24 protein-coding genes are annotated in these 25209 nt (G+C 65.9%); 12 read left to right on the plus strand and 12 right to left on the minus strand.

The window, feature by feature from the left end:
- The first annotated feature begins 112 nt into the window (after positions 1 to 112).
- The 9 genes from EEB18_RS01425 (at position 113) to EEB18_RS01465 (ending at position 10041) form a co-directional block, all read left to right on the plus strand.
- Positions 113 to 2236, plus strand: coding sequence for a molybdopterin-dependent oxidoreductase (locus EEB18_RS01425; protein WP_187140365.1), 2124 nt, complete (start codon positions 113 to 115; stop codon positions 2234 to 2236).
- A gap of 9 nt (positions 2237 to 2245) precedes the next feature.
- Positions 2246 to 3262, plus strand: coding sequence for an NADP-dependent oxidoreductase (locus EEB18_RS01430; RefSeq protein WP_187140366.1), 1017 nt, complete (start codon positions 2246 to 2248; stop codon positions 3260 to 3262).
- A complete protein-coding gene (locus EEB18_RS01435) occupies positions 3259 to 4047 on the plus strand; it encodes a ThuA domain-containing protein (protein ID WP_187140367.1) in 789 nt (262 codons plus the stop codon). Before EEB18_RS01430 ends, EEB18_RS01435 begins: the two co-directional genes overlap by 4 nt.
- A gap of 75 nt (positions 4048 to 4122) precedes the next feature.
- Positions 4123 to 5370 carry a cytochrome P450 gene (locus EEB18_RS01440; protein WP_262408060.1) on the plus strand — a complete coding sequence of 416 codons (1248 nt, stop codon included), beginning with the start codon at positions 4123 to 4125 and terminating at the stop codon, positions 5368 to 5370.
- Positions 5367 to 6428, plus strand: coding sequence for an acyl-CoA dehydrogenase family protein (locus EEB18_RS01445; RefSeq protein WP_187140368.1), 1062 nt, complete (start codon positions 5367 to 5369; stop codon positions 6426 to 6428). The genes EEB18_RS01440 and EEB18_RS01445 overlap by 4 nt, the downstream gene beginning before the upstream one ends.
- Positions 6425 to 6817 (plus strand): Zn-ribbon domain-containing OB-fold protein, encoded by a 393-nt coding sequence (locus EEB18_RS01450; RefSeq protein WP_187140369.1) that lies wholly within the window; start codon positions 6425 to 6427, stop codon positions 6815 to 6817. The genes EEB18_RS01445 and EEB18_RS01450 overlap by 4 nt, the downstream gene beginning before the upstream one ends.
- Positions 6814 to 7962: a thiolase family protein gene (locus EEB18_RS01455; protein WP_187140370.1), complete on the plus strand. Its 1149-nt coding sequence runs from the start codon at positions 6814 to 6816 to the stop codon at positions 7960 to 7962. The genes EEB18_RS01450 and EEB18_RS01455 overlap by 4 nt, the downstream gene beginning before the upstream one ends.
- Positions 7963 to 7969: 7 nt before the next feature.
- A complete protein-coding gene (locus tag EEB18_RS01460; RefSeq protein ID WP_187140371.1) occupies positions 7970 to 9178 on the plus strand; it encodes an acyl-CoA dehydrogenase family protein in 1209 nt (402 codons plus the stop codon).
- A gap of 44 nt (positions 9179 to 9222) precedes the next feature.
- Positions 9223 to 10041: a helix-turn-helix transcriptional regulator gene (locus tag EEB18_RS01465; protein ID WP_262408061.1), complete on the plus strand. Its 819-nt coding sequence runs from the start codon at positions 9223 to 9225 to the stop codon at positions 10039 to 10041.
- Between the two features lie 112 nt (positions 10042 to 10153).
- On the opposite strand, the gene EEB18_RS01470 is transcribed toward EEB18_RS01465, so the two are convergent.
- Entirely contained in the window at positions 10154 to 10690 is a 537-nt protein-coding gene (locus EEB18_RS01470) for a VOC family protein (protein ID WP_187140372.1), read from the minus strand.
- A 101-nt stretch (positions 10691 to 10791) separates the two neighbouring features.
- On the opposite strand from EEB18_RS01470, the gene EEB18_RS01475 reads away from it, so the two are divergent.
- From EEB18_RS01475 to EEB18_RS01485, 3 genes are all read left to right on the plus strand, one after another.
- Positions 10792 to 12021: an aromatic ring-hydroxylating oxygenase subunit alpha gene (locus EEB18_RS01475; RefSeq protein WP_187140373.1), complete on the plus strand. Its 1230-nt coding sequence runs from the start codon at positions 10792 to 10794 to the stop codon at positions 12019 to 12021.
- 16 nt (positions 12022 to 12037) lie between these two features.
- Positions 12038 to 13462, plus strand: coding sequence for an aromatic ring-hydroxylating oxygenase subunit alpha (locus EEB18_RS01480; RefSeq protein WP_187140374.1), 1425 nt, complete (start codon positions 12038 to 12040; stop codon positions 13460 to 13462).
- 297 nt (positions 13463 to 13759) lie between these two features.
- The gene (locus EEB18_RS01485; protein ID WP_187140375.1) at positions 13760 to 14083 is read left to right on the plus strand and encodes a hypothetical protein; all 324 of its coding nucleotides are present in this window, start codon (positions 13760 to 13762) and stop codon (positions 14081 to 14083) included.
- A gap of 73 nt (positions 14084 to 14156) precedes the next feature.
- Here the strand turns inward: EEB18_RS01485 and EEB18_RS01490 are convergent, their stop codons facing one another.
- The 11 genes from EEB18_RS01490 to EEB18_RS01540 all read right to left on the minus strand — a co-directional run bounded on the left by EEB18_RS01490 (position 14157) and on the right by EEB18_RS01540 (position 25207).
- Complete coding sequence (locus EEB18_RS01490; RefSeq protein WP_187140376.1) at positions 14157 to 15071, minus strand: SDR family oxidoreductase; 915 nt, start codon at positions 15069 to 15071, stop codon at positions 14157 to 14159.
- Complete coding sequence (locus EEB18_RS01495) at positions 15068 to 16717, minus strand: FAD-dependent oxidoreductase (RefSeq protein ID WP_187140377.1); 1650 nt, start codon at positions 16715 to 16717, stop codon at positions 15068 to 15070. The genes EEB18_RS01490 and EEB18_RS01495 overlap by 4 nt, the downstream gene beginning before the upstream one ends.
- A gap of 3 nt (positions 16718 to 16720) precedes the next feature.
- Entirely contained in the window at positions 16721 to 17113 is a 393-nt protein-coding gene (locus EEB18_RS01500) for a nuclear transport factor 2 family protein (protein ID WP_187140378.1), read from the minus strand.
- On the minus strand, positions 17110 to 17340 hold the full coding sequence (locus tag EEB18_RS01505) for a biotin/lipoyl-containing protein (protein WP_187140379.1): 231 nt from the start codon (positions 17338 to 17340) through the stop codon (positions 17110 to 17112). Before EEB18_RS01505 ends, EEB18_RS01500 begins: the two co-directional genes overlap by 4 nt.
- 4 nt (positions 17341 to 17344) lie before the next feature.
- Positions 17345 to 18337, minus strand: coding sequence for an alpha-ketoacid dehydrogenase subunit beta (locus EEB18_RS01510; protein ID WP_187140380.1), 993 nt, complete (start codon positions 18335 to 18337; stop codon positions 17345 to 17347).
- Positions 18334 to 19311 (minus strand): thiamine pyrophosphate-dependent dehydrogenase E1 component subunit alpha, encoded by a 978-nt coding sequence (locus tag EEB18_RS01515; RefSeq protein ID WP_187140381.1) that lies wholly within the window; start codon positions 19309 to 19311, stop codon positions 18334 to 18336. The genes EEB18_RS01510 and EEB18_RS01515 overlap by 4 nt, the downstream gene beginning before the upstream one ends.
- Entirely contained in the window at positions 19308 to 19955 is a 648-nt protein-coding gene (locus EEB18_RS01520; RefSeq protein WP_187140382.1) for a glutathione S-transferase family protein, read from the minus strand. Before EEB18_RS01520 ends, EEB18_RS01515 begins: the two co-directional genes overlap by 4 nt.
- A gap of 10 nt (positions 19956 to 19965) precedes the next feature.
- Positions 19966 to 20730, minus strand: a complete 765-nt coding sequence (locus EEB18_RS01525) for an SDR family NAD(P)-dependent oxidoreductase (RefSeq protein WP_056350405.1) — start codon at positions 20728 to 20730, stop codon at positions 19966 to 19968.
- A 99-nt stretch (positions 20731 to 20829) separates the two neighbouring features.
- Positions 20830 to 21918: an NADH:flavin oxidoreductase gene (locus tag EEB18_RS01530; protein ID WP_262408062.1), complete on the minus strand. Its 1089-nt coding sequence runs from the start codon at positions 21916 to 21918 to the stop codon at positions 20830 to 20832.
- 38 nt (positions 21919 to 21956) lie between these two features.
- On the minus strand, positions 21957 to 23561 hold the full coding sequence (locus EEB18_RS01535; RefSeq protein WP_262408063.1) for a flavin-containing monooxygenase: 1605 nt from the start codon (positions 23559 to 23561) through the stop codon (positions 21957 to 21959).
- 59 nt (positions 23562 to 23620) lie between these two features.
- Positions 23621 to 25207, minus strand: a complete 1587-nt coding sequence (locus EEB18_RS01540; protein WP_187140384.1) for an AMP-binding protein — start codon at positions 25205 to 25207, stop codon at positions 23621 to 23623.
- Between the last annotated feature and the right edge of the window lie 2 nt (positions 25208 to 25209).

Consider the following 25209-nt stretch of genomic DNA (forward strand, 5'->3'; position numbering starts at 1 on the left):
TCTCCCTGTTCTTTGTCCGGAAATTGCGCCCGCGTCCCGCCGTCAGCCACCGCCAAAAGTGCCAGTCGATTGACGCCGCCGGGGGCGTAGGGTGCGATCAGGGAGAGAGAAGATGCCCGAGGTCCGCCGCAGTTTCTGCCGCTTCTGCCACGCCAATTGCGCGATGCTCGTCACCATCGACGAGGGCCGCGTCACCAAGGTGCAGGGCGACCCCGACGACCCGGTGTTCGGCGGGTACACCTGCATCAAGGGCCGCCAATTGCCCGAGGCGCATCACGGCCCGCAGCGGCTGACGGTGTCCCGTAAACGCGTCGATGGCGCGTTTCAGGACATCGCGATGGAGACCGCGCTCGACGAGATCGGCGCCAGGCTGTCGGCGATCATCGCCGAACATGGCCCGCACGCGGTCGCGGTCTATGGCGGCACTTACGCCTTTCAAAACAGCGCCGGGGTCGGCAGCGCGATGGCCTTCGCGCAGGGGCTCGGCACGCGCAACATCTACACCTCGGTGACCCTCGATCAGCCCGCCAAGGTCTATACGACGATGCGCTACGGCAACTGGATGGGCGGCATGCACACCTTTGCCGAGGCCGACGTCGCCTTTTTCATCGGCAACAACCCGATCGTCTCGCATTACGGCCCGCCGGGCGGCCTCCCCCCCTTCTCGCCCTCGCGCCGCCTGCGCGATGCGCTCGACAAGGGGCTGAAGCTGATCGTCGCCGACCCGCGCGAGAGCGACGTCGCGGCGCTCGCCCATATCCATCTGCCGGTGCGCCCCGGCGAAGACCCCGCGATGCTCGCCGGGATCATCCATGTCATCCTGTCCGAAGGACTCTACGACAAGGGCTTCGTCCAGCAATATGTCGATGGTCTCGATGACCTGAAGCGTGCCGTCGCCGATTTCACCCCCGCCGTCGCCGCCGGCCGCGCCGGGGTCGATGAGGCGCAGCTCGTCGCCGCCGCGCGCATGTTCGCGACCGGCACCAAGGGTGTGGTCTCGACCGGCACCGGCCCCGAAATGGCGGGCCAGGGCACCCTCACCCAATATCTCGTCTCGTCGCTCAACATCCTCTGCGGGCGCTTCTGCCGCGAGGGCGAGAAAAGCTCGATCCCGCGCGTTTTCACCGCGGTCAGCCCGCGCCGCGCGCAGGTCGCGCCGCCGATGGCGCTCTATGGCGAGGGCTTCCCCGCCTCGCGCATCCGCGGCCTCACCCATCTCGGCATGGAAATGCCGTGCAACGTTCTCGCCGACGAGATGCTCACCCCCGGCGAGGGCCAGATCCGCGCGCTGATCGTGATCGGCGGCAATCCCGTCGTCGCCTTCCCCGATCAGGACAAGATGACCCGCGCGCTCGGCGGTCTCGACCTGCTCGTCAGCATCGACGTCAACGCCGAGAGCGCGACCGCGAAACGCTCCGACTATATCCTCGCCCCGACGATGTGCCTCGAACGCGAGGACATCAGCAACCTGTCCGAATGGTGGTACGAAATCCCCTACGCCCGCTATACCGAGGCGATGATCGACGCGCCCGGCGACCTGATCGAGGAGTGGGAAATGCTCTGGGGCCTCGCGCGCCGCATCGGAAGCCCGATCCCGCTCGCGGGCGGCCCCTGCCCGATGGACGAGAAGCCCAGCAAACAGACGTTCCTCGACCTGATGACCGCCGGCTGCGTCGTCGCGCCGGGCCAGGTCCGCGCCGACACTATCGATGGCCAGGCGGTGATTTATCCCGACCTCCACCCGGTCGTCGAAGCCGGCGATCCCGATGCACCGGGCCGTTTCGACCTGACGGCGGGCGCGATGCCCGATCAGCTGATCGCCTATGCCACCGCCGACCAGCCCGCCGCCGACTTCCCTTACCGCATGGTATCGCGGCGCAGCCGCCATCGCTTCAATTCGACCGGTCAGAACCTGACCGCGCTCACCGCCAAGCGCACCACCAACCCCGCCTTCCTCCACCCCGACGACATGGCGCGCATCCCGTGCAGCGAGGGCGATATCGTCCGCATCCGCTCGGCGGCGGGCGAGGTCGTTGCCGAGGCGCGCGCCGCCACGGGCATGCGCCCCGGGGTGGTGTCGATGGCGCATGCGTTCGGTGGCCCCGATGTCGGCCCCGACCAGGTGCGAACACGCGGCAATTCGACCAACCGCCTCGTCAGCGAAACCGTTCGTTACGACCCGATCACCGGCCAGTCGCTGCAAAGCGCGATCCCGGTCGCCATCACCCCTGCCTGAGGACTATCCATGCCCGATAACCGCCGCTTCCTGCTGACCCGCCGTCCGAATGGCGAACCGGTCCCCGACGATTTTTCGCTGGTCACCGAACCCACCCCCGAACTCGCCGACGGCGAATTCCTGATCCGCAACCATTATGCCTCGCTCGACCCCGCGATCCGCGGCTGGATGGACGATGCGCCGAGCTATATGCCGCCGATCCCGCTCGGCGCCTCGGTGCGCGCCTCGACCGTCGGCGTGGTCGAGGCGAGCAGGGCCGAAGGGTTCGAACCGGGCCAATGGGTACTCGGCCTCAACGGCATCGAGGATTATTCGGTCGGCACCGTCGGCGGCTTCACCCAGCCGATCGACGCGACGCTGGTGCCGTCGATAACCAACTATCTCTCGGTCCTCGGCGCGGTCGGGATGACCGCCTATTTTGGCTATATCGACGTCTGCGAGCCCAAGCCCGGCGACGTCGTACTCGTCACCGGCGCAGCGGGCGCGGTCGGCTCGCTCATCGGGCAGATCGCGAAAATCAAGGGCGCGAGCAAGGTCATCGGCATCGCCGGCGGTCCCGAAAAATGCGCGAAGCTGACGGGCCGCTACGGCTTCGACGCCGCGATCGACTATCGCGGGAAAGACCTTCAGGCGCTCACCGCCGCGATCCGCGCCGAGGCGCCGGACGGCGTCGACATCATCTTCGAAAATGTCGGCGGCGACATCCTCGACGCCGGCCTCAACAACCTGCGCCACGGCGCGCGCATCGGCCTCTGCGGCCTGATCAGCGAGTATAACAGCGTCGAAAAGATCGGCGCGCGCAACATCTGGCAGCTCATCGTCCACCGCGCCTCGATCCGCGGGCTACTCGTCGCCGACTATATCCCGCGCTTTGCCGAAGGCGGCGCCGAGATGGCGGCCTGGCTGCAGCAGGGCAAGCTCGTCGCCGACGAACATATCGACGAAGGAATCGAGAACAGCTTCGACGCCTTCATGCGGCTCTTTGCGGGCAGCAATCAGGGCAAGATGATCCTGAAGATCGCATGACGGGGCAACGGCAACTTCTCGTCCTCTCGGGCGGGCATCCCTATGAGGCCGAACCCTTCGCCGGCCTGCTCGCGAGCTTCACCGGCTGGACGGTCACGCATCTGATCCACCCCGAGGCCGAGACGGCGATCGCCGAAGGCGCGGCGCAGGACGCCGACGCGATCCTCTTCTACGACATGCCCGGCTATCGTTTCGAGGGTGGCAGGGCGGCGGCGCGGCCGCCCTCCTTCACCTATCGCCGCGCCATCGCCGACCATTTCGCCCGCGGCGGCGGTGCGGTAGCGATGCACCATGCGATCGCGGGCTGGGCCGAATGGCCCGAGTGGGCCGAGATGGTCGGCGGGCGTTTTCTCTATGCGCCCGGCGAAGCGAACGGCGCTGCGCATCTCGACTCGGGCTATCGCCACGAGGTCCAATACGACGCCATCGTCCTCGACCCCGAACATCCCGTGACCGCCGGACTGCCGTCCCGCTTTCCGCTCTGCGATGAGCTGTATCTGGCCCCGGTCTGGGGCGCGGACAAACCGCTGCTCCGCGCCGACCACGCCTTCGTTCGCGACAATTTCTATTCGGCGGCGCAGGCCGTCGCGGGGCAGATGTTCAGCAATACGGGCTGGGACCATCGCCCCGAAACCGACCTCATCGCCTGGGAAAAACCCGTCGGCGCCGGCCGCCTCGTCTACCTGCAGCCCGGCGACGGACCCGCCGCTTATGCCGACCCGAACTTCCGCCGCCTGCTCGCCAATGCCCTCGCCTATGTCGCCCCCGATTTGGCAGTCGCCTAACGAAATTGTGCATCGCGCCCGGGGAGCGGCTGCATATAGTCGGGCGTATAAGAACAAGATTGAGGGAAGAGGCGCGTGAACGACATCGCCGCAGGCAGTTTTTTCGAACCACAGGTGATTGCGGACCCGTTCGACTATTATCGCGCGTGGATGCCCAAGAGCCCGGTCGTCCAGCTGTCGGAGGGCATGTTCCTCGTCCTCTCCTACGATCTCTGTTCGCAGGCGACCGGCGACGTCGAAACCTTCTCGAACAATTTTCAGGGTACCTTGTCGGGCGCGATGGCCGAGGATGGCGATGTCGCGGCGATCCTCGCCGACGGCTGGCCACAGGTCGATACGCTGCTCACCGCCGACCCGCCGACCCACACGCGCTTTCGCAAGCTCGTCAACCTTGCCTTCTCGATGAAGCGCGTCGCCGCGATCGAGGAGAATATGCGCGGCGTCGTGATCGACCTGATCGACAAGATGGCGGCAAAAGGCGAAGCCGATTTCGTGCGCGATTTCGGCATCCCCCTGCCCGTCGCGATGATCGCCAGCCAGATCGGCATGACGAACGACGATCTCGACAAGGTGAAGCGCTGGTCCGACGCCTTCGTCGACCGCCTCGGGCGGATGATCCCCAAGGATCGCGAACTCGAATGTGCACGCGAAGTCGTCGAATTTCAGCATTTCGTCAAAGCCAAGATCGACGAGCGCCGCGCCAACCGCACCGAGGACCTGCTCTCCGACCTCGTTTACGCAGAGGTCGATGGCGAACGCCCGCTCGAAGACGCGGAAATATTGTCGATCATGCAGCAGCTGATGGTCGCGGGGAACGAGACCACGACCTCGGCGCTCGCCGGCGGCTTGCTCCAGCTGATCGAAAACCCCGACCAGATGGCGAAGGCGGTCGCGGCGGTCGACGAAGACAATGAGCGCGCGATCCTCAACCTCGTCGAAGAAGTGCTGCGCACCGAAAGCCCGACCGCGGGCATGTGGCGCATGGTTCTCAAGGACACCGAACTCGGCGGCGTCGCGATCCCCAAGGGCGCGATGGTCCAGTTGCGCTATGCCGCCGCGAACCGCGATCCCGCCAAATATCCCGATCCCGACCGTTTCGACATCGAACGGAGTAATGCACGCAGCCACCTCGCCTTCGGCAAGGGCATTCATATGTGCGTCGGCAATATGCTGAGCCGCAAGGAGATGGCGGTCGCCTACACCGAATTGCTCAAACGCCTGACCGACTTCCGCGTCGCCGACGGCCACCAGCCGAGCTGGCCGCCGAACATGCTGCTGCGCGGGCTCACCACCCTGCCGATCAACTTCGGGCGGCGCGCATGAATTTCGATCTCGACGAAGGCCAGCAGATGGCTCGCGAGTCGATCGGCCGCTTCCTCGGCCCGGTCGACGTCGCGGCACGCCACGCGATGCGCGGGCAGGCCGGCGGCTATTCGCGCGATCGCTGGCGGCAACTCGCCGACCTCGGCCTGCTTGCCTTCGCCGCGCCTGAAGCGATGGGCGGCATGGGCGGGACGATGGTCGATCTCGCGCTGGTCGGCGAAGCGCTGGGCAAGGGCCTTGCGATCGATCCCTGGCTCGAAAATGGCGTGCTGCCGATCCGTCTTGCCGCTGCTGTGGGTGAAACGGCGCTAGTCGGCGACCTGCTCGCGGGCGAGCGCTTCGCCGCTGTCGCCTTTGCCGAACCCGGCCGCCGCTATGAGACCGAGGCCGTCGGGACGAAGTCGGACGGCGACCATGTCGCCGGCGCCAAGACCTTCGTCCTCGGTGCGCCGATGGCCGATACGCTGCTCGTGACGCTCGCCGGCGGGAAGCTCGCGAAGATTGCGAGCGGCGCTGCCGGAATCGTGCAGCAGGATTATCCGGTCATCGACGGATCGAACGCGGCGATCGTCGATCTGCACCGCACCCCGGCCGAAATCTTTGACCTGCCGCGCGCCGCCTTTGATCGCGTCATCGGCGACGTCCGCCTGCTCGCTGCCGCCGAGATGCTCGGCCTCGCGCAGACGATGTTCGACGACACCCTCGCCTATGTCGGCGAGCGCCAGCAGTTCGGCGCCGCGATCGGCAGCTTCCAGGCGCTCCAGCACCGGCTCGTCGAATGCTATGCCGCGCTCGAACAGGCACGTTCGATGGTGCTGCGCACCGCGATGCTCGACCCGACGACCGACGATGCCAACTGGCCGCGCATCGCCGCAGGCGCGAAGGCCTTTGTCGGCGAAGCGGCGACGCGGATCGGGCTCGAAGCGGTCCAGATGCACGGCGGCATGGGCCAGACCGACGAACTCGCGATCGGCCATGCGCTGAAACGCGTCATGCTGCTCGACAAATTATTGGGCGATCAGGCCTATTGCCTGCGCAGCTATGCGAGGGCGGCATGACCGCATTGACCCCCATCGCCCCCGGCCTGTGGACCGACGAGGCCGAACCCCGGCTGATCGGCGGGCGGCGCGCCAGTGGCGAGATCGTCTTTCCGGTTCCCGACGGCGACGCCGCGGCGCTGGTCGAACCGGTCGCGCTGGCGCGCCACGGCACGCTCTGGTCGTGGACCACGCAGGGTTTCGAACCCAAGCAACCCTATAGCGGCCCCCAGCCCTTCCAGCCCTTCCTCATCGGCTATGTCGAACTGCCCGGCGAGGTGATCGTCGAGACGCGGATCGTCGATGCGACGCCCGCCGACATGCGCATCGGCATGGCGATGGAATTCGCCGTCGTCGCCTTCGACGACAACCGTTCGACCTATGCCTTCAGGCCCCGGAGCACCGCATGAACGACGACGTTTATATCATCGGCGCGGGCATCCACCCCTTCGGCCGCACCGACGGCCGCTCGGGCCGCGACCAGGGCGTCTATGCCGTAGGGCAGGCGCTCGGCGACGCCGGCATCGCGTGGAGCGATATCGAATTCGCCTATGGCGGCTCGGCGGCGGCGGGGTCGGCCGATATCATGGTCAACGAACTGGGCCTGACCAGCGTCCCCTTCATCAACGTCGCCAACGGCTGCGCGACCGGCGGCAGCGCGCTGACCTCGGCGCGCAACGCCATCGCGGCGGGGGCGTGCGATATCGCGCTCGCGGTCGGCTTCGACAAGCATCCGCGCGGCGCCTTCAACGCCAAGCCCGCCGAATATGGCCTGCCCGAATGGTATGGCGAAACCGGCATGATGCTGACGACGCAATTCTTCGCGCTCAAGATCCAGCGTTACATGGCGCTCCACGGGATCAGCCGCCGCACCCTGGGCCTCGTCGCCGAAAAGGCCTTTCGCAACGGCACGCTCTGCGACCATGCCTGGCGCCGCTCGCCGGTCGAGCTCGACACGATATTGAACGCGCCGATGGTCAACGACCCGCTGACCAAATATATGTTCTGCTCGCCCGCCGAAGGCGCGGTCGCGCTGGTGCTCGCGAGCGCGAAGAAGGTGCGCGAACTCGGGTCCGACGCGGTGCGTATCGCCAGCGTCGCCTTCCGCACCCGCCCCGAGGGATCGTTCGAGGTGTTCGCGCCGTCGGTCAGCGTCGGCGGCGGCGGCAAGCCCACCGAGGTCGCCAGCCGCGCCGCCTTCGAAATGGCGGGCATCGGTCCCGGCGACGTCTCGGTCGCGCAATTGCAGGACACCGAATCGGGCGCCGAGATCATGCACATGGCCGAAAACGGCTTCTGCGCCGACGGCGACCAGGAACAATGGTTCGCCGAGGGCTGGAGCGAAATCGGCGGCAAGCTGCCGATCAACACCGACGGCGGCTGCCTCGCCTGCGGCGAACCGATCGGTGCGTCGGGGCTGCGGCAGGTTTACGAAAACACGGTGCAACTGCGCGGTCGCGGCGGCGAGCGGCAGGTCCCGAACGACCCCAAGGTCGGTTATTCTCATGTCTATGGAGCGCCCGGCCTGTCGGCGGTGGCGATCCTCGAACGCTAGTGAAATCATGGATTTAGACCTCACCCAAGACGAACTCGAATTTCGCGAGGAGGTGCGCGATTTCCTGCGCACCTCGCTGCCCGACTATGTCCGCGACGGCGCCAAGCGCACCCCCGGGGTATTTGTCGAACCCGATATCGGGCTCGTCTGGCACCGCATCCTCAATGACAAGGGCTGGGTCGCCTATCACTGGCCCGAGGATTGCGGCGGCACCGGCTGGACCCCGATGCAGCGCTATATCTTCGAAAAGGAATGCGCGATCGCCGGCGCACCCGCGCTGTCGGTGCTCGGCCTCCGTCTCGTCGGTCCCGTCATCTGCGCCTTCGGCACGCAGGAGCAGAAGGACCGTTTCCTCCCCGCGATCCGCGCCGGCACCGATTATTGGTGCCAGGGCTATAGCGAACCGCAAAGCGGCTCCGACCTCGCCTCGCTGCGCACCCGCGCGCGGCGCGACGGCGACGATTATATCGTCGACGGGTCGAAAATCTGGACGACCCACGCGCATCACGCGAACTGGATCTTCTGCCTCGTCCGCACCGACGGCGAGGTCAGGAAACAGGCGGGGATCAGCTTCCTGCTCGTGCCGATGGACCAGCCCGGGGTCACCGTCACCCCGATCGTCACCATGGCCGGCGACCATGAGGTCAACCAGGTCTTCCTCGACGCCGCGCGCACCTCGGTCGACAACCGCATCGGCGAAGAAGGCCAGGGCTGGACGATCGCCAAATTCCTGCTCGAGAACGAGCGCGGCGGATCCTTCCACGCGCCGCGCCTGATCCGCGCGATCGACCATCTCGAACAGCTCGCAGGCATAGCGCCGAGCGGGCACAATGGCTCGCTCGGCGGCGACATCCAGGTCGCGACGCAAATCGCGCGGCTGCGGCTCGAAGCCGAAGCGCTCGAAACCACCGAATTGCGCATCCTCGCCGACATCGCCAAGGGCCGGCCCGCCGGCCCCCAGACCTCGCTCGTCAAGCTGATCTCGTCCGAACTCCACCAGCGGATCGACGGCCTCGCGATGGACCTCCATGGCTATGACGGCCTGCAACTGCCGACCGTCCGCCCGCTCTACGGCAATGAAGCCCCGCCCCCGATCGGCGACGCCGACGCGCAGGTCGCCGCCGCGCGCTATCTCAACAGCCGTGCCTGGACCGTATTCGGCGGTTCGAGCGAAGTTCAGAAAAACATCATAGCAAAGACGGTGCTCCGCTTATGACACATGCATTGCGACTTGCCGGCCAGTATGAAATAGTCCCGATCATGGGAGAACAGGCAGAAAAACTGCCGCTCGACGGGTTCGCGCCCCCAATGGATGCCAGGACGCTCGTCGACGCGGTCACGATCCGCAACGTGGAGGATATCCACGATGCCGCGGTGCTGCTGCGCGACTATGCGGCGGCCTTTGGCCTGCGCGCCGCGCTGTGCGACGATATCGCGTCGAAGGAAACGATGGTCGACGCCGATGGTGCCGTCCTCGCCGCCGACCTGTTCGGCTGGCTTGGCGACGGCGAACGCTGGTGGGAAGATCATCGGCTGGCGCTCCATTCGCCACTGCCGCGCTCGTGCCGCTACGAAAGCGAGCCCTTCTGGTGCAACAGCGACGGGTTCCGCACCGCGCAGCCGAACCCCTATCTCGATGAAATCGACCCGGCGCGCTATTTCGCCGCGAACCCGCGCTACAAGGCGGCGATCGTTATTCCGGTGCATCTGCCGTTCGGCCAGATTTCGGCCAACAGCTTTCATCCGACCGATCCCGACATCGACGACCTGTCCGATTTGTTCGCGGAAATCGGCGACACGCTGTCGCTGGCGACGCGGCGCTTCATTGCGGGCTATGCCTCGGCGATGCGGACCAAAAGGCGCATTCCGTCGGACTGCGAGCTGTCGAAGCGCGAGGTCGAGTGCCTGCGTTGGGCGGCGATCGGCAAGACCGATCGCGAGATCGGCATGATCATCTCGCTGAGCCACGCGACGGTGCGCTATCACGTCCACCGCGCCGGCGAGAAGCTGAACTCGGTCAACCGCGCCCAGACGATCTTCAAGGCCGGGCAACTGGGGTATCTGGGGGCGAACAGCTAAACCCCGTTATTGCGAGGAGCAAACCGACGCGGCAATCCAGAGCCTGCGTAAACCGCTCAGGATTGCTTCGCTTCGCTCGCAATGACGAAGCTTTTGGCGAAAAGTCCGCGCTCTATCCCAGCGACCTTAGCGGCGCGCTCCCGTCCCATCCCTTCGCCGCATCGCGCATCATCGCGAACAGCTCGCGCGTCCCCGCCTGCGGTTCGAGCAGTTCGACCAGCGTCCCCGGCCCGGTCCCCGGATCGGCGTAGATCACCCCGCCGCTTTCGCCGACCGGCGCCTCGAAAATAATCTCCGCGCCGACCTCGCCGCACCGCGCCCGCGCCTCGGCGATCGAGTCGACCAGCACGCAGACATGGTGCAGCCCCTCGCCCACCGCATATTCGCCGCGATATAGCGATTTCGCGTCATTCTCGGGCCGGATCAGCTCGATCTGCATCTCGCCCCAATACCCCAGCGCCATGGTGAACACCGGATCGCTCGGCTCGCCGCGATAGCGCCCGCCGGGAAGCGTCACGTTCGGCAGCAGGAAAAACGGCCCCGCGCCCATCACCTCGGTCCAGTGCTTCAGCGCCGCGTCGAAATCCGCCGGCACGAAAGCCAACTGCATGATCTCGCCCAGCGATGCGAGCGTGGCGGGTCGGGTCATCGGGTCTCTCCCCCTCAAAAGCGATAGCGCACAAGCGCCGGGCTTTGTGCGATAAGCTGTTCGAGACCCGGAGTCATACTGGGCAAAATGTGAGGAGAGCCATGGCCGAGTCCGATCCCCATATCGTCCAGAAGGATTGGCCCGCCGTCCGCAAGCGCAATGCGCGGACCGGGCTGCGCAAGCTGGTATCGATCGTCGCCGAAAACCGCACCGACCGCGCCGAGGCGCCGCTGCCGCTGCACAAGAGCATCTACACCGGCGAAGCCCGCAACGCGGCCGAGATGCAGCATATTTTCCGCAATGAACCGATCGTCGCCGGCCTGTCGGGCGACATTCCCAAGACGGGCGACACGCTGGTTTTCGACTCGGCCGGCCCGTCGATCCTCGTCGCGCGCGGCAAGGACGGCGTCGCGCGCGCCTTCCTCAACATGTGCACCCACCGTGGCGCCAAGCTGGTCGAGGAGACCGAACCGTGGAGCGGCCCGCGCCCGCGCCTCGTCTGCCCCTTCCACGCCTGGACCTTCGACCCCGCCGGCACCCTCGTCGGTCAGCCGGGCAAGGAGGGTTTCGCCGATTGCGAGATCGGCGCCCGCAACCTCATCGAACTGCCCTGCACCGAGCATCTCGGCCTCATCTTCGTGTGCGCCAATCCCGACGGCGCGCCGATCGATGCCGAGGCGCATCTGGGCGATTTCGGCCCGGTGCTCGCGCAGCTCGAACTGCACCGCGCCGAGCCGGTCAGAAAGGGCATCCTCACCGCCGATTCGAACTGGAAGTTCGCGCTCGACACCTATGGCGAGAGCTATCATTTCAAGATGCTCCACGCCTCGACGATCGGCGGCACCCATTACAGCGACCGCAACGTCTATGAACCGATCGGCCGTCACCACCGCGTCAGCTTCCCCGACCTGTCGATCGGCGCGCTCGTCGGCAAGGACGAGAGCGAGTGGCCCGAGACCGAATATGGCGGGGTGCATTTCCTGTTCCCGAACACCGTGATCTTTTTCGGCGCGGTCACCCCCGGCGTTTATTTCACGCAGGTTTTCAGACTGTTCCCCGATGGCCCGGGCAAGATGTTCTGCCAGTTCGCGGTCTATGCGCCGTTCGGCGTCGAGAGCGACGAGCATCGCACAATGTGCGAAATGGCCTATGACATGACCGCGACCGTGGTGCAGACCGAGGATTATCGTGTCGCCAGCAACGGCTATGCCAATCTGATGACCGCGCCCGCCGACTTCCGCGTCGTCCTCGGCGCGAACGAACCCGCGCTCCACGGCGTCCACCGCTCGATCGCCGCCGCTTGCGGCATGCCGCTCGACCAGCTTGCCTGACCTTTCGGAGTTACCGATGAACGACCTCTCGCCTCCCCAGGACCAGACCCGCGACGACCGCTGCCCCGGCACCAGCTACACCGACATGCTCAACGCCGACACGCGGCGCGTCCCCGACTATCTCTTCGCCGAATCGAACCAGGAGCTCGGCGACGAGCCGATCGCGATCGAGCGTTATGTCAGCGACGATTGGGCAAAGCGCGAACGCGAAAAGATGTGGCCGAACATCTGGCAGTTCGCGGCGCGCGAAGAGGATATGCCGAACCCCGGCGACACCGTCGTCTACGACATCAACGAAAAGAGCATCTTGCTCGTCCGCCAGAAGGATCTGTCGGTCAAAGCCTTCTACAACGTCTGCCTCCATCGCGGACGCAAGCTGCGCACCGAGAGCGGCCCCGCGGTGAATCTGCGCTGCCCCTTCCACGGCTTTTCCTGGCACCACGACGGCCGCTTCAAGGAAGCGCCGTGCGCGTGGGACTTCAAGCATCTCGACGACAAGGACATGAGCCTTCCCGAGTTGAAGGTCGAAAGCTGGCAGGGTTTCCTGCTCGTCACCGAGAACCATAACCTGCCGCCTTTCCGCGACTGGGTCGGCCCCGGCGTCGAACATTATGACAATTGGCGGCTCGACGAATGCCACACCGCCGCGTGGGTCGGCCGGGTCATTCCCGCCAACTGGAAGGCGGTCGCCGAGGCGTTCATGGAGGCGTGGCACAGCATCGTCACCCATCCGCAGATCCTCGGTTTCACCGCCGACGCGAACACCCGCTACGACCTCTATGGCGATTTCCTCAACCGCGCGATCACCCCGGCGGGCGCGATGTCGCCGCACATCAAGGGCAAGGACCAATTCTATGTCCTGAAGTCGCTCGAGGATTTCATCGGCGGCGGTGACAGCCGCGCGCGGCGCGCGACCGGCGATCCGACCGACCTCAAGGGCTTCGACGCCGACGATCCGATGCTCGCGCGCAAGGTGCTGGCGCAGGCGAACCGCGATGCTTTTGGCGCGATGAACGGGCATGATTATTCGGACGCGACCGACAGCGAGATGCTCGACAATTTCACCTATAATGTCTTCCCCAACTGGTCGCCATGGGGCGGGCTGGTACCGAACATCGTCTATCGCTGGCGGCCTTGGGGCGACACCGACCATTGCCTGATGGAGGTCCGCATCCTGATGCGCACGCCCAAGGGCGAGCAGGCCCCCAAATCGGCGCCGATGCACCTGATCCCCGACGACCAGCCCTTCGCCAGCGCCAGCCACCTGATCGGCGCCGCGCTCGCCGGGGTGTTCGACCAGGATATGGAAAACCTGCCCTATGTGCAGGAGGGCATGAAGTCCTCGCCCAACGGCGTGATCGAGCTCGGCCATTATCAGGAAAGCCGCATCCGCCATTTCCACCGTACGCTGGAGAAATATGTCGAGGGTCACCTGCCATAAAAAGGGTGCGCATATCTTTTTTTGCGAACCGGTGAAACGAGCGTGGGCTTTGGGGTGGGGAGCGGGCATTTAGCCCTCTCCCCTTTAGGGGAGAGGGTTGGGAGAGGGGGACATCGTCACGCCCCTCTCAACTCCGGCTAGCCGGTAAACCGGCAAGCCTGCGTATCTCTCCCCTGAAGGGGAGAGAGCATTATTCCTTCCGCGGCAACCAACGCCCGAAAGCGGTCATCGCATGCGCATCGGTATCGAACGGTTGAAATAGCTAGAAACCGGACACTTCTAAATCTAAGCTGGCGCATGACGTTGATCGGTACAGCTTATCTGGTTTACCTGCCTACCCCGGCTTTCCGAGAGATTATGGCAGAATTTACCGAACCAGATGATTTCGGCTCCATATATTCCGTTCGACAGGGCCATCCCGATCGACACTGCGTCCCTGGGCGAGCAGAGTTGAGCGCAGCCCATTGGTCGATGTTCCTGGCATTGTTGAAGGACGATTTCCCGGAATTGAGACAAACCGCATTGGCGCGTGGGTTCGACGCCTGTTGGGAGGTGCATTCTCTCGACATTCAGGCGGGTGAAGACGCTGTTGCCGATGCCAAAACCTTGCCAGCATACTGAGCGTCCGCAACCGGTCGAAAACGGTCGTTCCATGGATTTGCAAGAGATCCAATCGCGAAAAAAAAAAGCGGAACTACGCCGTCACCGGCGACCAGTCCTGCCGCGCCGCCCACTCCGCGAACGGCGTCGGTGTCACCCCCAGCAGCCGCGCCGCCGGCACCGCGTCGAGCGCGACGGGCGACACCGGCTGCTCGTTGTACCAGCGATAGAATTTCGCCATCCCGTCATAGATGCTCGCGGGCTGCACCTCACGCGATCCGGTCACAAGTTCGCTCATCCGCGCGGCGAATTCGTCGGGGCTGAGACTCTGGAAACGCACTGGTCGGCCCGCCACGACGGACAGCCGCTCGGCAACCTCGGCGCCAATGAGCGCCTCGGGCCCGCCGACCGCGATCCGGTCGGCGACCAGATCCTCATGGAGCAGCGCCGCGACCATATAGGCCGCGACATCCTCCAGGCAGACCCAGCTGATCTTCAGCGTCTCGGCCGCCGGATAGGCGAACACCCCGCGGCCCACGATCGCCGGGCGCGACCAGATGCGGGTGATATTGTCCATGAACACCATCGGTTCGATGATCACATAGGGAACGCCGCTGTCGTGGATCGCGCGCTCGATGTCGCGCCGCCCGTCGTGCGCCGACAGATCGAGGTCGCGGTCGGCGACGAAACAGCTCGTGTTGAAAACGATCTTCTTCAGTCCCGCCGCACGCGCCGCTTCGGCAATATTGCGCCCTATCGTCGCCGCGCGGGCGCGGTCGAACTCGAACGGCAGGTGCATCGCCAGCGCATCCTGCCCGTGAAAGGCGGCGGTGAGGCTGGCGACGTCGTAGAGGTCGGCCGCGACCTCGGGAACGTCGGGGTGCGCGGTCGTCGCCATCGCGCCGGGGCGCCGCACGCCGGCGGTCGGCTCCAGCCCCCGCGCCTTCAGCGCGGTGAGCAGCGGAACGCCCTGGTCGGCCGGTGCGCCGAGGACGAGGATTTTCTTCATGCCGCGCCCTCCAGTTGCTTCGCCGACACGGTCGCGGCATGGCGCCCCGCGAGGAAGCCGAACACCATGCCCGGCGCGATCGTCCCGCCCGGGCCGCCGTAAGTCATGCCCATCACCGAGGCCATGACATTGCCCGCGGCATAGAGGCCCCGGATCGATCCGCCGTCGACGCTCAGCACCTGTCCATTCACATCGGTCTGCGGCCCACCCTTGGTGCCGAGCGCCCCGCTCTTGATCTCGACCGCGAAGAAGGGCCCCTGGCCGATCGGCCCGAGCGTCGCGGCGGTCGAGCCGCGCCCGTCGGGATCGCCCCACCATTGGTCGTGCGCCGCATCGCCGCGCCCGAAATCGGGGTCGCGCCCGCCCGCGCAATGCGCGTTGAAGCGCTCGACCGTCCCTTCGAGCGCGTCGGGATCGATCTCCAGCCGCTTCGCCAGTTCGGACAGGCTCTCGGCGCGCATCGCCCATTGCGGCGGCGCGACACCACGCTCGCCGCTGATCATGCCGAAACCGAAGCGGTCGATATATTGCTGGTCGAAGAGCAGCCAGCACGGCAGGTTCTTGTAATCGAACGCGCTGACGTCCTGGTCGTGGAACGCCGCGCCGATCGCATTGTAATTCGCCGCCTCGTTGGTGAAGCGCTGGCCCGCGTGGTTGACCATGATCGAATGCGGCAGGCTGCGCTGCCCCGCGACGAGCGTCTTGCCCGTCGAACTTTCGTTCGTAGGCACCTCGGCCACCGGCATCCACCAGGCCTCGCGCATATTGCCGAGCATCGCCCCGACGCGCATCGCCATCTTGAGCCCGTCGCCGCTATTGGTCTTCGGGCTCAGCGGATGCGTCATCGGGCCGCGGATGAAGGCGCGGAGGAGGTCGGCGTCCCATTCGAAGCCGCCGGTGGCGAGGATCACCGCATCGGCGCCGACCTCGACCTCGCCGTCGACGGTCTCGAACACGACGCCCGCCACGCGGTCGTCATCCATGAGCAGCCGTACCGCGCGATGGCCGGTCTGCGGTTCTATACCGCGATCGAGGCAAGCCCGCAGCAGACGGCCAACCAGCGCCTGCCCGCTGCCGCGCAAGTCGCCGTCGATCCGGCGCTGCAATTCCTCGGGCGTCAGCGGCTGCGGCTTCGCCTGCCCCAGTGGCGTGTCGTAGATCGAGAAATAGGGCATCGGATAATAGGGCGACAGCGTGACCCGGTCGGCCCACTCGCCCAGTTCGTGAAACGAATAGAGCGGGCAATCGAGCGACCGCCCGCCATTCGGCATCCCGCCCGGAAACTCGGCGTGATAGTCGGGAAATTCGGGGATCGGCCGGAACTGCACCGGGGTGTTCGCCTCGAGGAACGCGACCATCTCCGGCCCGTGGTCGAGAAACGCCTCGACCAGAGGCTGCTGCATCAGCCCATGCGACATCGACATCAGATAGGTCAGCGCCTTGTCGCGGCTGTCCTCGACCCCCAGCGTCGCCTCATGATGGTTGTTCGGAACCCAGATCATTCCGCCCGACCAGGCGGTGGTGCCACCGACCTGCTCGCCCTTTTCGAACAGCGACACCCGCGCCCCGGCCTCATGCGCCGCAATCGCGGCGGTGAACCCCGCGCCGCCGGTACCGAGGACGATGACATGCGGCGCTTCGGCCATGGCTTATGCCTTCAATTGGCCGACTATGTCGGCCGTGTCGAAATAATGGATACGCATCGACGCCATCTTGCCGGCGTCGTCGAACGCGGTGACCTCGGCGATATGCGTCTCGAAGCGCTTGCCGCTCGCCTTCGCGGTCACCGTGAAATGGAGCAGTGCGACGGCATATTTCTCGCCGCCGACCAACTCCTGCCATTTGACGACCGGATCGTCCCAATAACCCATGACATGCGTGTAGAGCCGTTGCAGCGCATCGCGCCCGCGCCATTCGCCGCCATAGGGCAGCGACGTGGGTTCATGGATGACGAAATCCTCGGCCATGAAATCGGCGACCGCATTCCAATCGCCTGCGTGCACCGCGTCGTACATCGCCTTGCTGGCTTCGAGCGGGGTCATTCGATCGTCCCGACCAGCGCGCCGACCGGATAGACCTCGCCCTCGACGCCGATCGGGCGGATGATCCCCGCGACCTGGGCCTCGACCTCGACCGTCGTCTTGTCGGTTTCGACGGTATAGAGGATGTCGCCAACCTCGACGCGCTCGCCGTCGCCGAACATCCATTCGTTGAGCGTCATTTCGGTCGCCGACATGCCGATCTTCGGTATGCGCAATTCCTCCGCCATCGCCTCAGCCCTTCCAGTTCATCGCGGTCCGCACCGCATCGGCGATCGCGTCCTTGTTAGGGATCCACGCCTGTTCGAGCGCGTTCGCCATCGGCACCGCCGAGAAGGCACCGCCGATGCGCGTCACCGGCGCCTTCAGCTTGCCGAACAGCTTTTCATTGAGCCGCGAGGCGATCTCGGCGCCGGTGCCATATTGCTTCACCGCTTCGTGGAGCACGAGCGCGCGGCCGGTCTTTTCGACCGACGCCGTGACCGTCGCCTCGTCATACGGCGCGATAGTGCGCAGATCGATCACCTCGACCGAAATGCCCTCGCCCGCCAGACGCTCGGCGATTTCAAGCGCGTCGAGCACGGTGCGACCATAGGTGATGATCGAACAGTCGCTGCCCTCGCGCGTCACCGCCGCCTTGCCCAGCGGAACAATATGCCCCGGCCCCGGATCGTCCGATTTCAGCCCATAACAGAGGATATTTTCGATGAAGATCACCGGGTCGTTGCACGCGATCGCCGCGCGCATCAGCCCCTGCGCGTCGGCGGCGTTCGACGGCGTCACCACCTTCAGCCCCGGCACATGCGCGAACCAGGCCTCGAGCATGTCGCTATGCTGCCCGCCGAACCCGACCCCGACCCCGGTCGTCGTGCGCAGCACCAGCGGCACATGCGTCTGCCCGCCCGACATGAAGCGCAGCTTCGCGGCATGGTTGACGATCTGGTCCATCGCGACCGTCACGAAGTTCATCAGCATGATCTCGGCGATCGGGCGGAAACCCGCGAGCGCCGCGCCGACGCACGCGCCGACGATCGCCTGCTCCGAAATCGGCGTCGCGCGGACGCGGTTCTCGCCATATTTCTCGGTCAGCCCCGCCGATATCTTGAACACCCCGCCGCCCTGCTTCGCGGCGACATCCTCGCCGAGCAGGATCACGCCTTCATCCTCGGCCATCGCCTCGTCGATCGCGCGGTTGATCGCCTGCGTCACTGTGATCTGCGCGCTCATGCCGCAATCTCCTCTTCGAAGACATCCTTGCGGATTTCCTCCGGCCCCGGCAGCGGGCTGTTCGCCGCGAACTCGGCCGCCGCGTCCATCTGCACATCGAGGTCGGCGACGATCGCGTCGAGCTCGGCCTCCGAAAACTGGTGGTCGAGCATCAACTGGCGGAGCCGCGGCAGCGGGTCCTCGGCCGCCATCTCGGCGAGATGCTCCTTGGGCATGTAGGAGAAGTCGGCACCGAAGAAATGCCCCATCATCCGGTAACACATCGCCTCGATCAGCGTCGGCCCCTCGCCCGCGCGCGCGCGATCCACGGCAGCCTTGGTGGTGTTGTACATGAGGATCGCGTCGTTGCCGTCGACCTTCACACCTTCCATCCCGTACGCCTTGGCGCGAGTGACGATCGAGTCGACCTTGGTGTGGTCGGCGAACGCGGTGTGCTCGCCATAACGGTTGTTCTGGCACAGGAAGATCACCGGCAGTTTCCACAGTTGCGCCATGTTCATCGCCTCGTGGAAGGCGCCGATATTGGTCGCGCCATCACCGAAACAGACGATCGTCACCTTGCCGTCGCCGCGGTTCTGCGACGCGAGCGCGAGGCCGTTGGCGATCGGCAATCCCGATCCGACGACGCCGGTCGTCACCATCACCCCCGAGTCCGGATGGGTGATGTGCATCGACCCGCCCTTGCCGCGGCAGGTGCCGCCGACCTTGCCCGCGATCTCGGCGAACAGCGGGTTCAGTGGCACGCCCTTGGCGATCTGGTCGTGCTGGCCGCGATAGGTGGTGACCAGATAATCGTCCTGTTCGAGCGCCGCCATCGCCGCCGCCGACACCAGTTCCTGGCCGCGCACGGTGTAATAGATCACCGCGAGCTTGCCGGTCATCAGCAGCGAACGGAATTTCTCGTCGGCGCGCGCGACGCGCATCGTGCGGGTGTAGATATCGCGCAACTTGTCGCGATCGATCGTCTCGGTCATGCAGATTCTCCGATGCCATATTGGGGGTTGGCGCTGGCGGCAGTGCTGGGGCGCACCGCAACACGGTCGCGCCAGGCAGCAAGGTTGGTCAGCGCCGGATCGAGCGGCTGCCCGACCATCGCGCCGAACGCGACGAAGCTGTAAAGCAAGATGTCGGCAAGGCTGAACCGCTCGCCCGCGAGCCACGGCCCCGCACCGACAATCCGGTCGAGCTGCGCCAGCCCGTCGGCGGCGAGTCGCTTCAGGTCCGCCGCCGCGTCGGGCAGGCAGAGCAGCCGACTCTGAAACATCGGCAACCCCTCGGCACCGCGAAAGCCCGCGGTCATCGGCACGACGACAAGCTGGTCGACGATCCGCACCAGCATCCGCGTCCGCCCGCGTTCCTCGGCTGTCGCGCCCAGCAGCGCATGACCGCCCAGCGTCTCGTCAAGATATTCGCAGATCGCGACACTCTCGGCGAGACACCCCCCGTCGTCGAGTTCGAGCAAGGGCGTGTGCCCGAGCGGGCTTTTCGCACAGAAATCGGGCTGCCGGTTCTCGGCCGTCATGATGTCGACGAACTGCCGATCGACCGCGACCCCGGTCTCGGCGAGGTACATCAGCACCACGCGCGGATTGGGGCCGAGCGACTGATAGAGCTTCATTGCGCGATCCTCAGAACTGGACGCGCTTGGTGAAACCGCCGTCGATGACGAGATGCGCGCCGGTCATGTACGGACAGGCGGGCGACGCCATGAACACGATCCCCTTCGCCACTTCCTCGGGCTCGCCGAAGCGCCCCAGCGGCATCTGCGCCAGCGTGCCCTCGTAAAGCGCCGGCACCGCCGACTTGATGACCTCCCAATTGCCGCCGGGATAATAGATCGCGCCGGGCGACACGATATTGACGCGGATATTCTGCGCCGCGAGCGACTGGCTCAGCTGCGAGCCATAGGTGATCAGCGCCGCCTTGAGCGCATTGAACGCCTGCGGGACGATGAAGGTCTCGACCGCCGCGGTCGACGACATGAAGATGATCGATCCCGATCCCGACGCCGCGAGCGCCTCGGTCAGCACCTCTACCCCGTGCACCGCGCCCATCACGTCCATGTCGAGCCCGCGCTGCCAGTCGCCGGTCGCGCCCTGCCCCGACGAGCTCGCGGTGTGGATGAAGATGTCGCAGCCACCGAGCGTATCGCGCGCCTTCTCCAGCCAGGCGCGATAGCCGTCGGGATTGCCGGTCATGTCGAACTGCTCGCCGAACACCTTGCCCGGCCCCGCCGCGTCGATCGCCGCGACCGCCGCCGCGACCTTTTCGGCGTCGCGCGAAAAGAACGCCACATCGGCGCCCTCGGCGGCGAAAATCTTGAGCGACGCCAGCCCCAGGCCGTGCGCGCCGCCGTTCATGATGACTTTCTTGCCCTTGAGACCCAGATCCATCGCATCCTCCTCTTGTGATTTTGAAGGAGAGAGTATCGCGGGGACCGACGGCGGGACATCAGCAAAAATGGGAGCGGCGGGTCATTCGCCTGCAAAAGATTATCCGGCCGCTTCCTCTTCGACGAATCCCGGCCAGCGCCGCATATAATGGACGAATTCGTCGCTCAGCCCTTCACCGAGCAGGTGCGGCACCGACGCGGGCAGCGGCGGCGAGCGATAGGCCGGGTCGCGGCGGACGCGTTCGGGGAAGTCGTGGCGCAGGATCGCGGCGCGCCCGATGACGACGAAATCGCAACCGGCGTCGAGCATATCGCGCGCGTCTTCGGCGGTCATCACTTTGCCCGCGGCGCCAAGGCGAACGTCGCCGCGCGGCAATTCGGCGAAATAGCTCAGCAGCGAGCGCCCTTTCAGCCTGTCGTCCTCGGGCTCCTTGCGGGCGTCCCACAGCGACATGTCGAGATAATCGATCTTGCCTCCGGCCATGACCTCCACCGCCAGATCGCGGATTTCCTCGAGCACCAGCCCGAAGCGTTCGGGCGACAGGCGCAGGCCGAGCTGGAAATCGGGCCGCGTCGCGGCGCGGATGCCGTCGACGATCTCGAACAGGATGCGCGCGCGGTTTTCCAGACTGCCGCCGTAGTCATCGCTGCGACTGTTCGACGCCGCCGACAGGAACTCCGCGAGGATATAGCCATGGGCGCCGTGAATCTCGACGCCGTCGAACCCCGCGCGGTCGGCCCGCACCGCGCCTGCGATAAAATCGTCGCGCAGCGCCGCGACCTCGGCCTCGGTCAGCGCGCGCACGCCGCGGTCGGGCACTGCGGACGGCGCGACCGGCGCGCCCACCAGCGCCGTCTCGGCGCGGCTGCCGGCATGATGCAATTGCACCGACGAAAGCGAGCCCTTCGCCCGTATCGCGGTGGCCAGCGCGGTCAGTCCCGCCACATGCTCCTCGTCGAAAACGCCAAGCTGCCCGGTAAAGCCCTGCCCCACCGGCTGTACATGCGCCGCCGCCGTCATCGTCAGCCCGAACCCGCCCGCGGCGCGCATCTCCAACCACTTATGTTCGGCGTCGGACAAGCGACCATCGGCATGGCTTTGCCGGTTGGTCAGCGGCGCGAGCATGAAACGGTTTTGTATCGCGGGACCGCGCGACAGCGACAGCGGTTCGAACAGCCGATCGGGCAACAGGAGGGACCTTTCCAGACAGGGACGCAGGGCGCCGGTTATCGCAGCGTGAAGCCCCGATAACCCTCGGCGGCCGCATCGGCGCAAATTTCGCGGTAGCGGCCAAGCCCGCCGATATAAACCGGGAATGTGCGCGGTTTGCCCGGCACATTGGCCCCCGTGTACCAGGTGTTGGCGGTCGGATAGAGCGACAGCGAGCCCAGCGTCGTCACCTTCTGCATCCAGCCGTCCTCGGCGTCGGCATTCGCCTCGATCGAGCGGATGCCCTCGCTGCGCATATGGGTGATGCAATCGCACACCCAGTCGACATTCTGTTCGTTCAGAATGATGAAATTGGCCAGCGCCGAGGGACCGTTCGGCCCGGCGATGACGAACAGGTTCGGGAAGCCCTCGATCATCAGGCCGAGGTGCGAGCGCCCGCCATCGGCCCATTTGTCCTTGAGCGCGCGGCCGTCCTTGCCCGTGATGTCGATCGACAGCATCGCGCCGGTCAGCGCGTCATAGCCGATCGCGGCGATGATGATGTCGACCTCGACCTCGCCTTCGGCGGTGCGGATGCCCTTTTCGGTGATCTCGACGATCGGATGCTCGAGGCAATCTTTCAGTGTCACATTGTCGCGGTTATACGCCTCGTAATAGCCGGTATCGAGGCACGGGCGCCGCGCGAAGATCGGGTAGCCGCGTGGGGTCAGCTTGCGCGCCGTTTCGGGGTCATTCACCGTCTCGGCAATCTTGCCGCGGACGAATTCGGCGACAACCTCGTTCGCCTCGCGATTGGTCAGCAGGTCGGAAAAGAGGCCGAGGAACGACAGCCCGCTGTGCGCCCAGGCGTCCTCCATCAGCTTTTCACTTTCGGCCGGGGTCACGCTGAACACCGGGCGGTGCGTGATCGGGCGGACGCCGCCGGTCAGCGAGTGGCGCGCCGCCGCGCGCAGCCCCGGATAATGCGCCTTGATATGCGCGACATAGTCCGCGTCGAGCTTGCGGTTGCGCATCGGCAGCGTGAAGCTCGGAGTGCGCTGATAGACGGTAAGATGTTCGGCCTGCTCGGCGACGACAGGGACGATCTGGATGCCCGACGATCCGGTGCCGATCACCGCGACGCGCTTGCCCTTGAGATCAACGTCGTGATGCGGCCATTTGCCCGACAGATAAAGCTCGCCCTTGAACTTGGCGGCGCCGGGAATGTCGACCTGCTTCGGCACCGACAGCGGCCCGGTCGCCATCAGGCAATAATTCGCTTCGTAGACGACCCCGCCATCGGTCTCGATCCGCCACAGCGCGGCGTCCTCGTCATATTGCACCGCAGTCGCGCGCGTCTCGAAACTGATGTCACGCTTGAGGTCGAGCTTGTCGGCAACGAAACGCGCATAGGACAGGATTTCGGGCTGCGCCGCGAACTGCTCGCTCCACGTCCACTCCTGCTGGATCTCGTCCGAAAAGGAGTAACTGTAATCGATGCTCATCACGTCGCAGCGCGCGCCCGGATAGCGGTTCCAGTACCAGGTGCCGCCGACATCGTCGCCCGCCTCGATCAGATGGACGTCGAGCCCCATGCCGCGCGTACGGTGCAGCGCATACATGCCCCCGAAACCCGCGCCGATGATCAGCGCGTCGAGGCGGCGGGGAGAGGTTGCGCTCATATTTTCAGCCTGTTGCATGATAGTCTTTCCGGGGATTCTTGTATCGGGTGCGGCGCGGGTCAGCCCGCATCGGCGAGCTGCGCGCGCGCGATGTCCATCCCCGTGCGATAGTCGCTCTTGCCGCTCGCATGGCGCGGCAGCACGGCGACGCGGATGATGGTGCGCGGCTGCTTATAGGCGGCGAGGTCGTGCGACAGCGCGGCGCGCAGCGCCTCGTCGTCGGGGGCATCGCCCGCTTCGACCAGCGCGGTGACGACGCTGCCCCATTTCGGGTCGGGCAGCCCGAACACCATCGCGTCGGCGACGCCGTCGATGCGCTTCAGCGCCTCCTCGACCTCTTCGACGAAGACCTTTTCGCCGCCGGTGTTGATGCACATGCTGCCGCGTCCGAGCAGGCGCAGCCGCCCGTCGGGCAGGCGTTCGGCCATGTCGCCGGGCACCGCATAGGGCTGGCCGTCGATGATGCGATAGACGCTCGCGGTTTTTTCGGGGTCGCCATGATAGCCGGCACCGAACGGCGGACGCCGCGCAAGCCAGCCCGAGCCGACCTCGTCGTCGGCGAGGACGCGGCCGCCGTCATGGTCGACGATCACCGTCTGCGGCCCCGGTTCGAACAGCCCGGTCGGGGTGGCGCGATCCTTGTTGGTGATCGCATAGCCGAAACCCGAGGCCTCCGACGCGCCGAGAATGTCGAGCAGGGTCAGCTGCGGCAGCGCGTCGAGCAGCGCCGCTTTCACCTGCTCGGACCACATCAGCCCGGCGGACGAAATCAGCCGCAGCGCCGACAGGTCCCAGTGTCCCGGATGGGCGAGCAAGGTGTCAGCCATCGGGCGTGCGAAGGCATCGCCGACGATCAGGATGCGGGTCACGCGATGCCGTTCGGCCTCACTCCACAATTCCTCGGCGCTGAACCGGTCCGACGGTAGCAGCACGGCGGTGCCGCCGACGAGCAACTCGGCGAGCGAACTGTTGAGCCCCGCGCCATGCATCAGCGGACAGGCGGGCATGACGCGGCCTGCCGCACCCTTCAGCACCTGCGCGACATGGTCGTCCATGCTCGCGGGCGTGGTGACGGCGACCGGCGATTCGAGCTGCGAGCGCCGCGCATCGGCCGAACGCCACATCACGCCCTTGGGCCGCCCCGTGGTACCGCCAGTGTAGAGCAAATAGCCGTCGTCGGGCGAACGCGCGATGCCCAGCGGCGACGCGTCGCCCTCCGCCACGATGCCATCATAGGCCCCGTCGCTGCCGATCTGCACGGCATAGGTCAGATGGTCGATCGCGCCGCCGATCAGCGATGCGACGACCGGCCCGAACTCGTCCTGATAGAATAGCCCCGCCGCCTGACAGTCACGCAGCACATATTCGATCTCGGACGTCGTGTAGCGATAGTTGAGATTGACGTGGGTCAGCCGCGCCTTGAACGCCGCGGCCGCGATCTCGATGAACTCGGGGATGTTGCGCGCCAGGATCGCGATACGCGCACCGGCGGAAAGCCCCGCCGCCCGCATCGCGCGCGCCAGCCGGTTGGTGCGGGCGTCGAAATCCGCCCAGTTGGTGACATGGTCGCCGCGAATGATCGCCGGGCGATCGCCGGGCACATGCGCCGCGGTCGCATCGAGCAGGTCGCCGAAATTCCAGTCCATGA

The sequence above is a fragment of the Sphingopyxis sp. OPL5 genome (assembly GCF_003797775.2).
GTDB lineage: Bacteria > Pseudomonadota > Alphaproteobacteria > Sphingomonadales > Sphingomonadaceae > Sphingopyxis.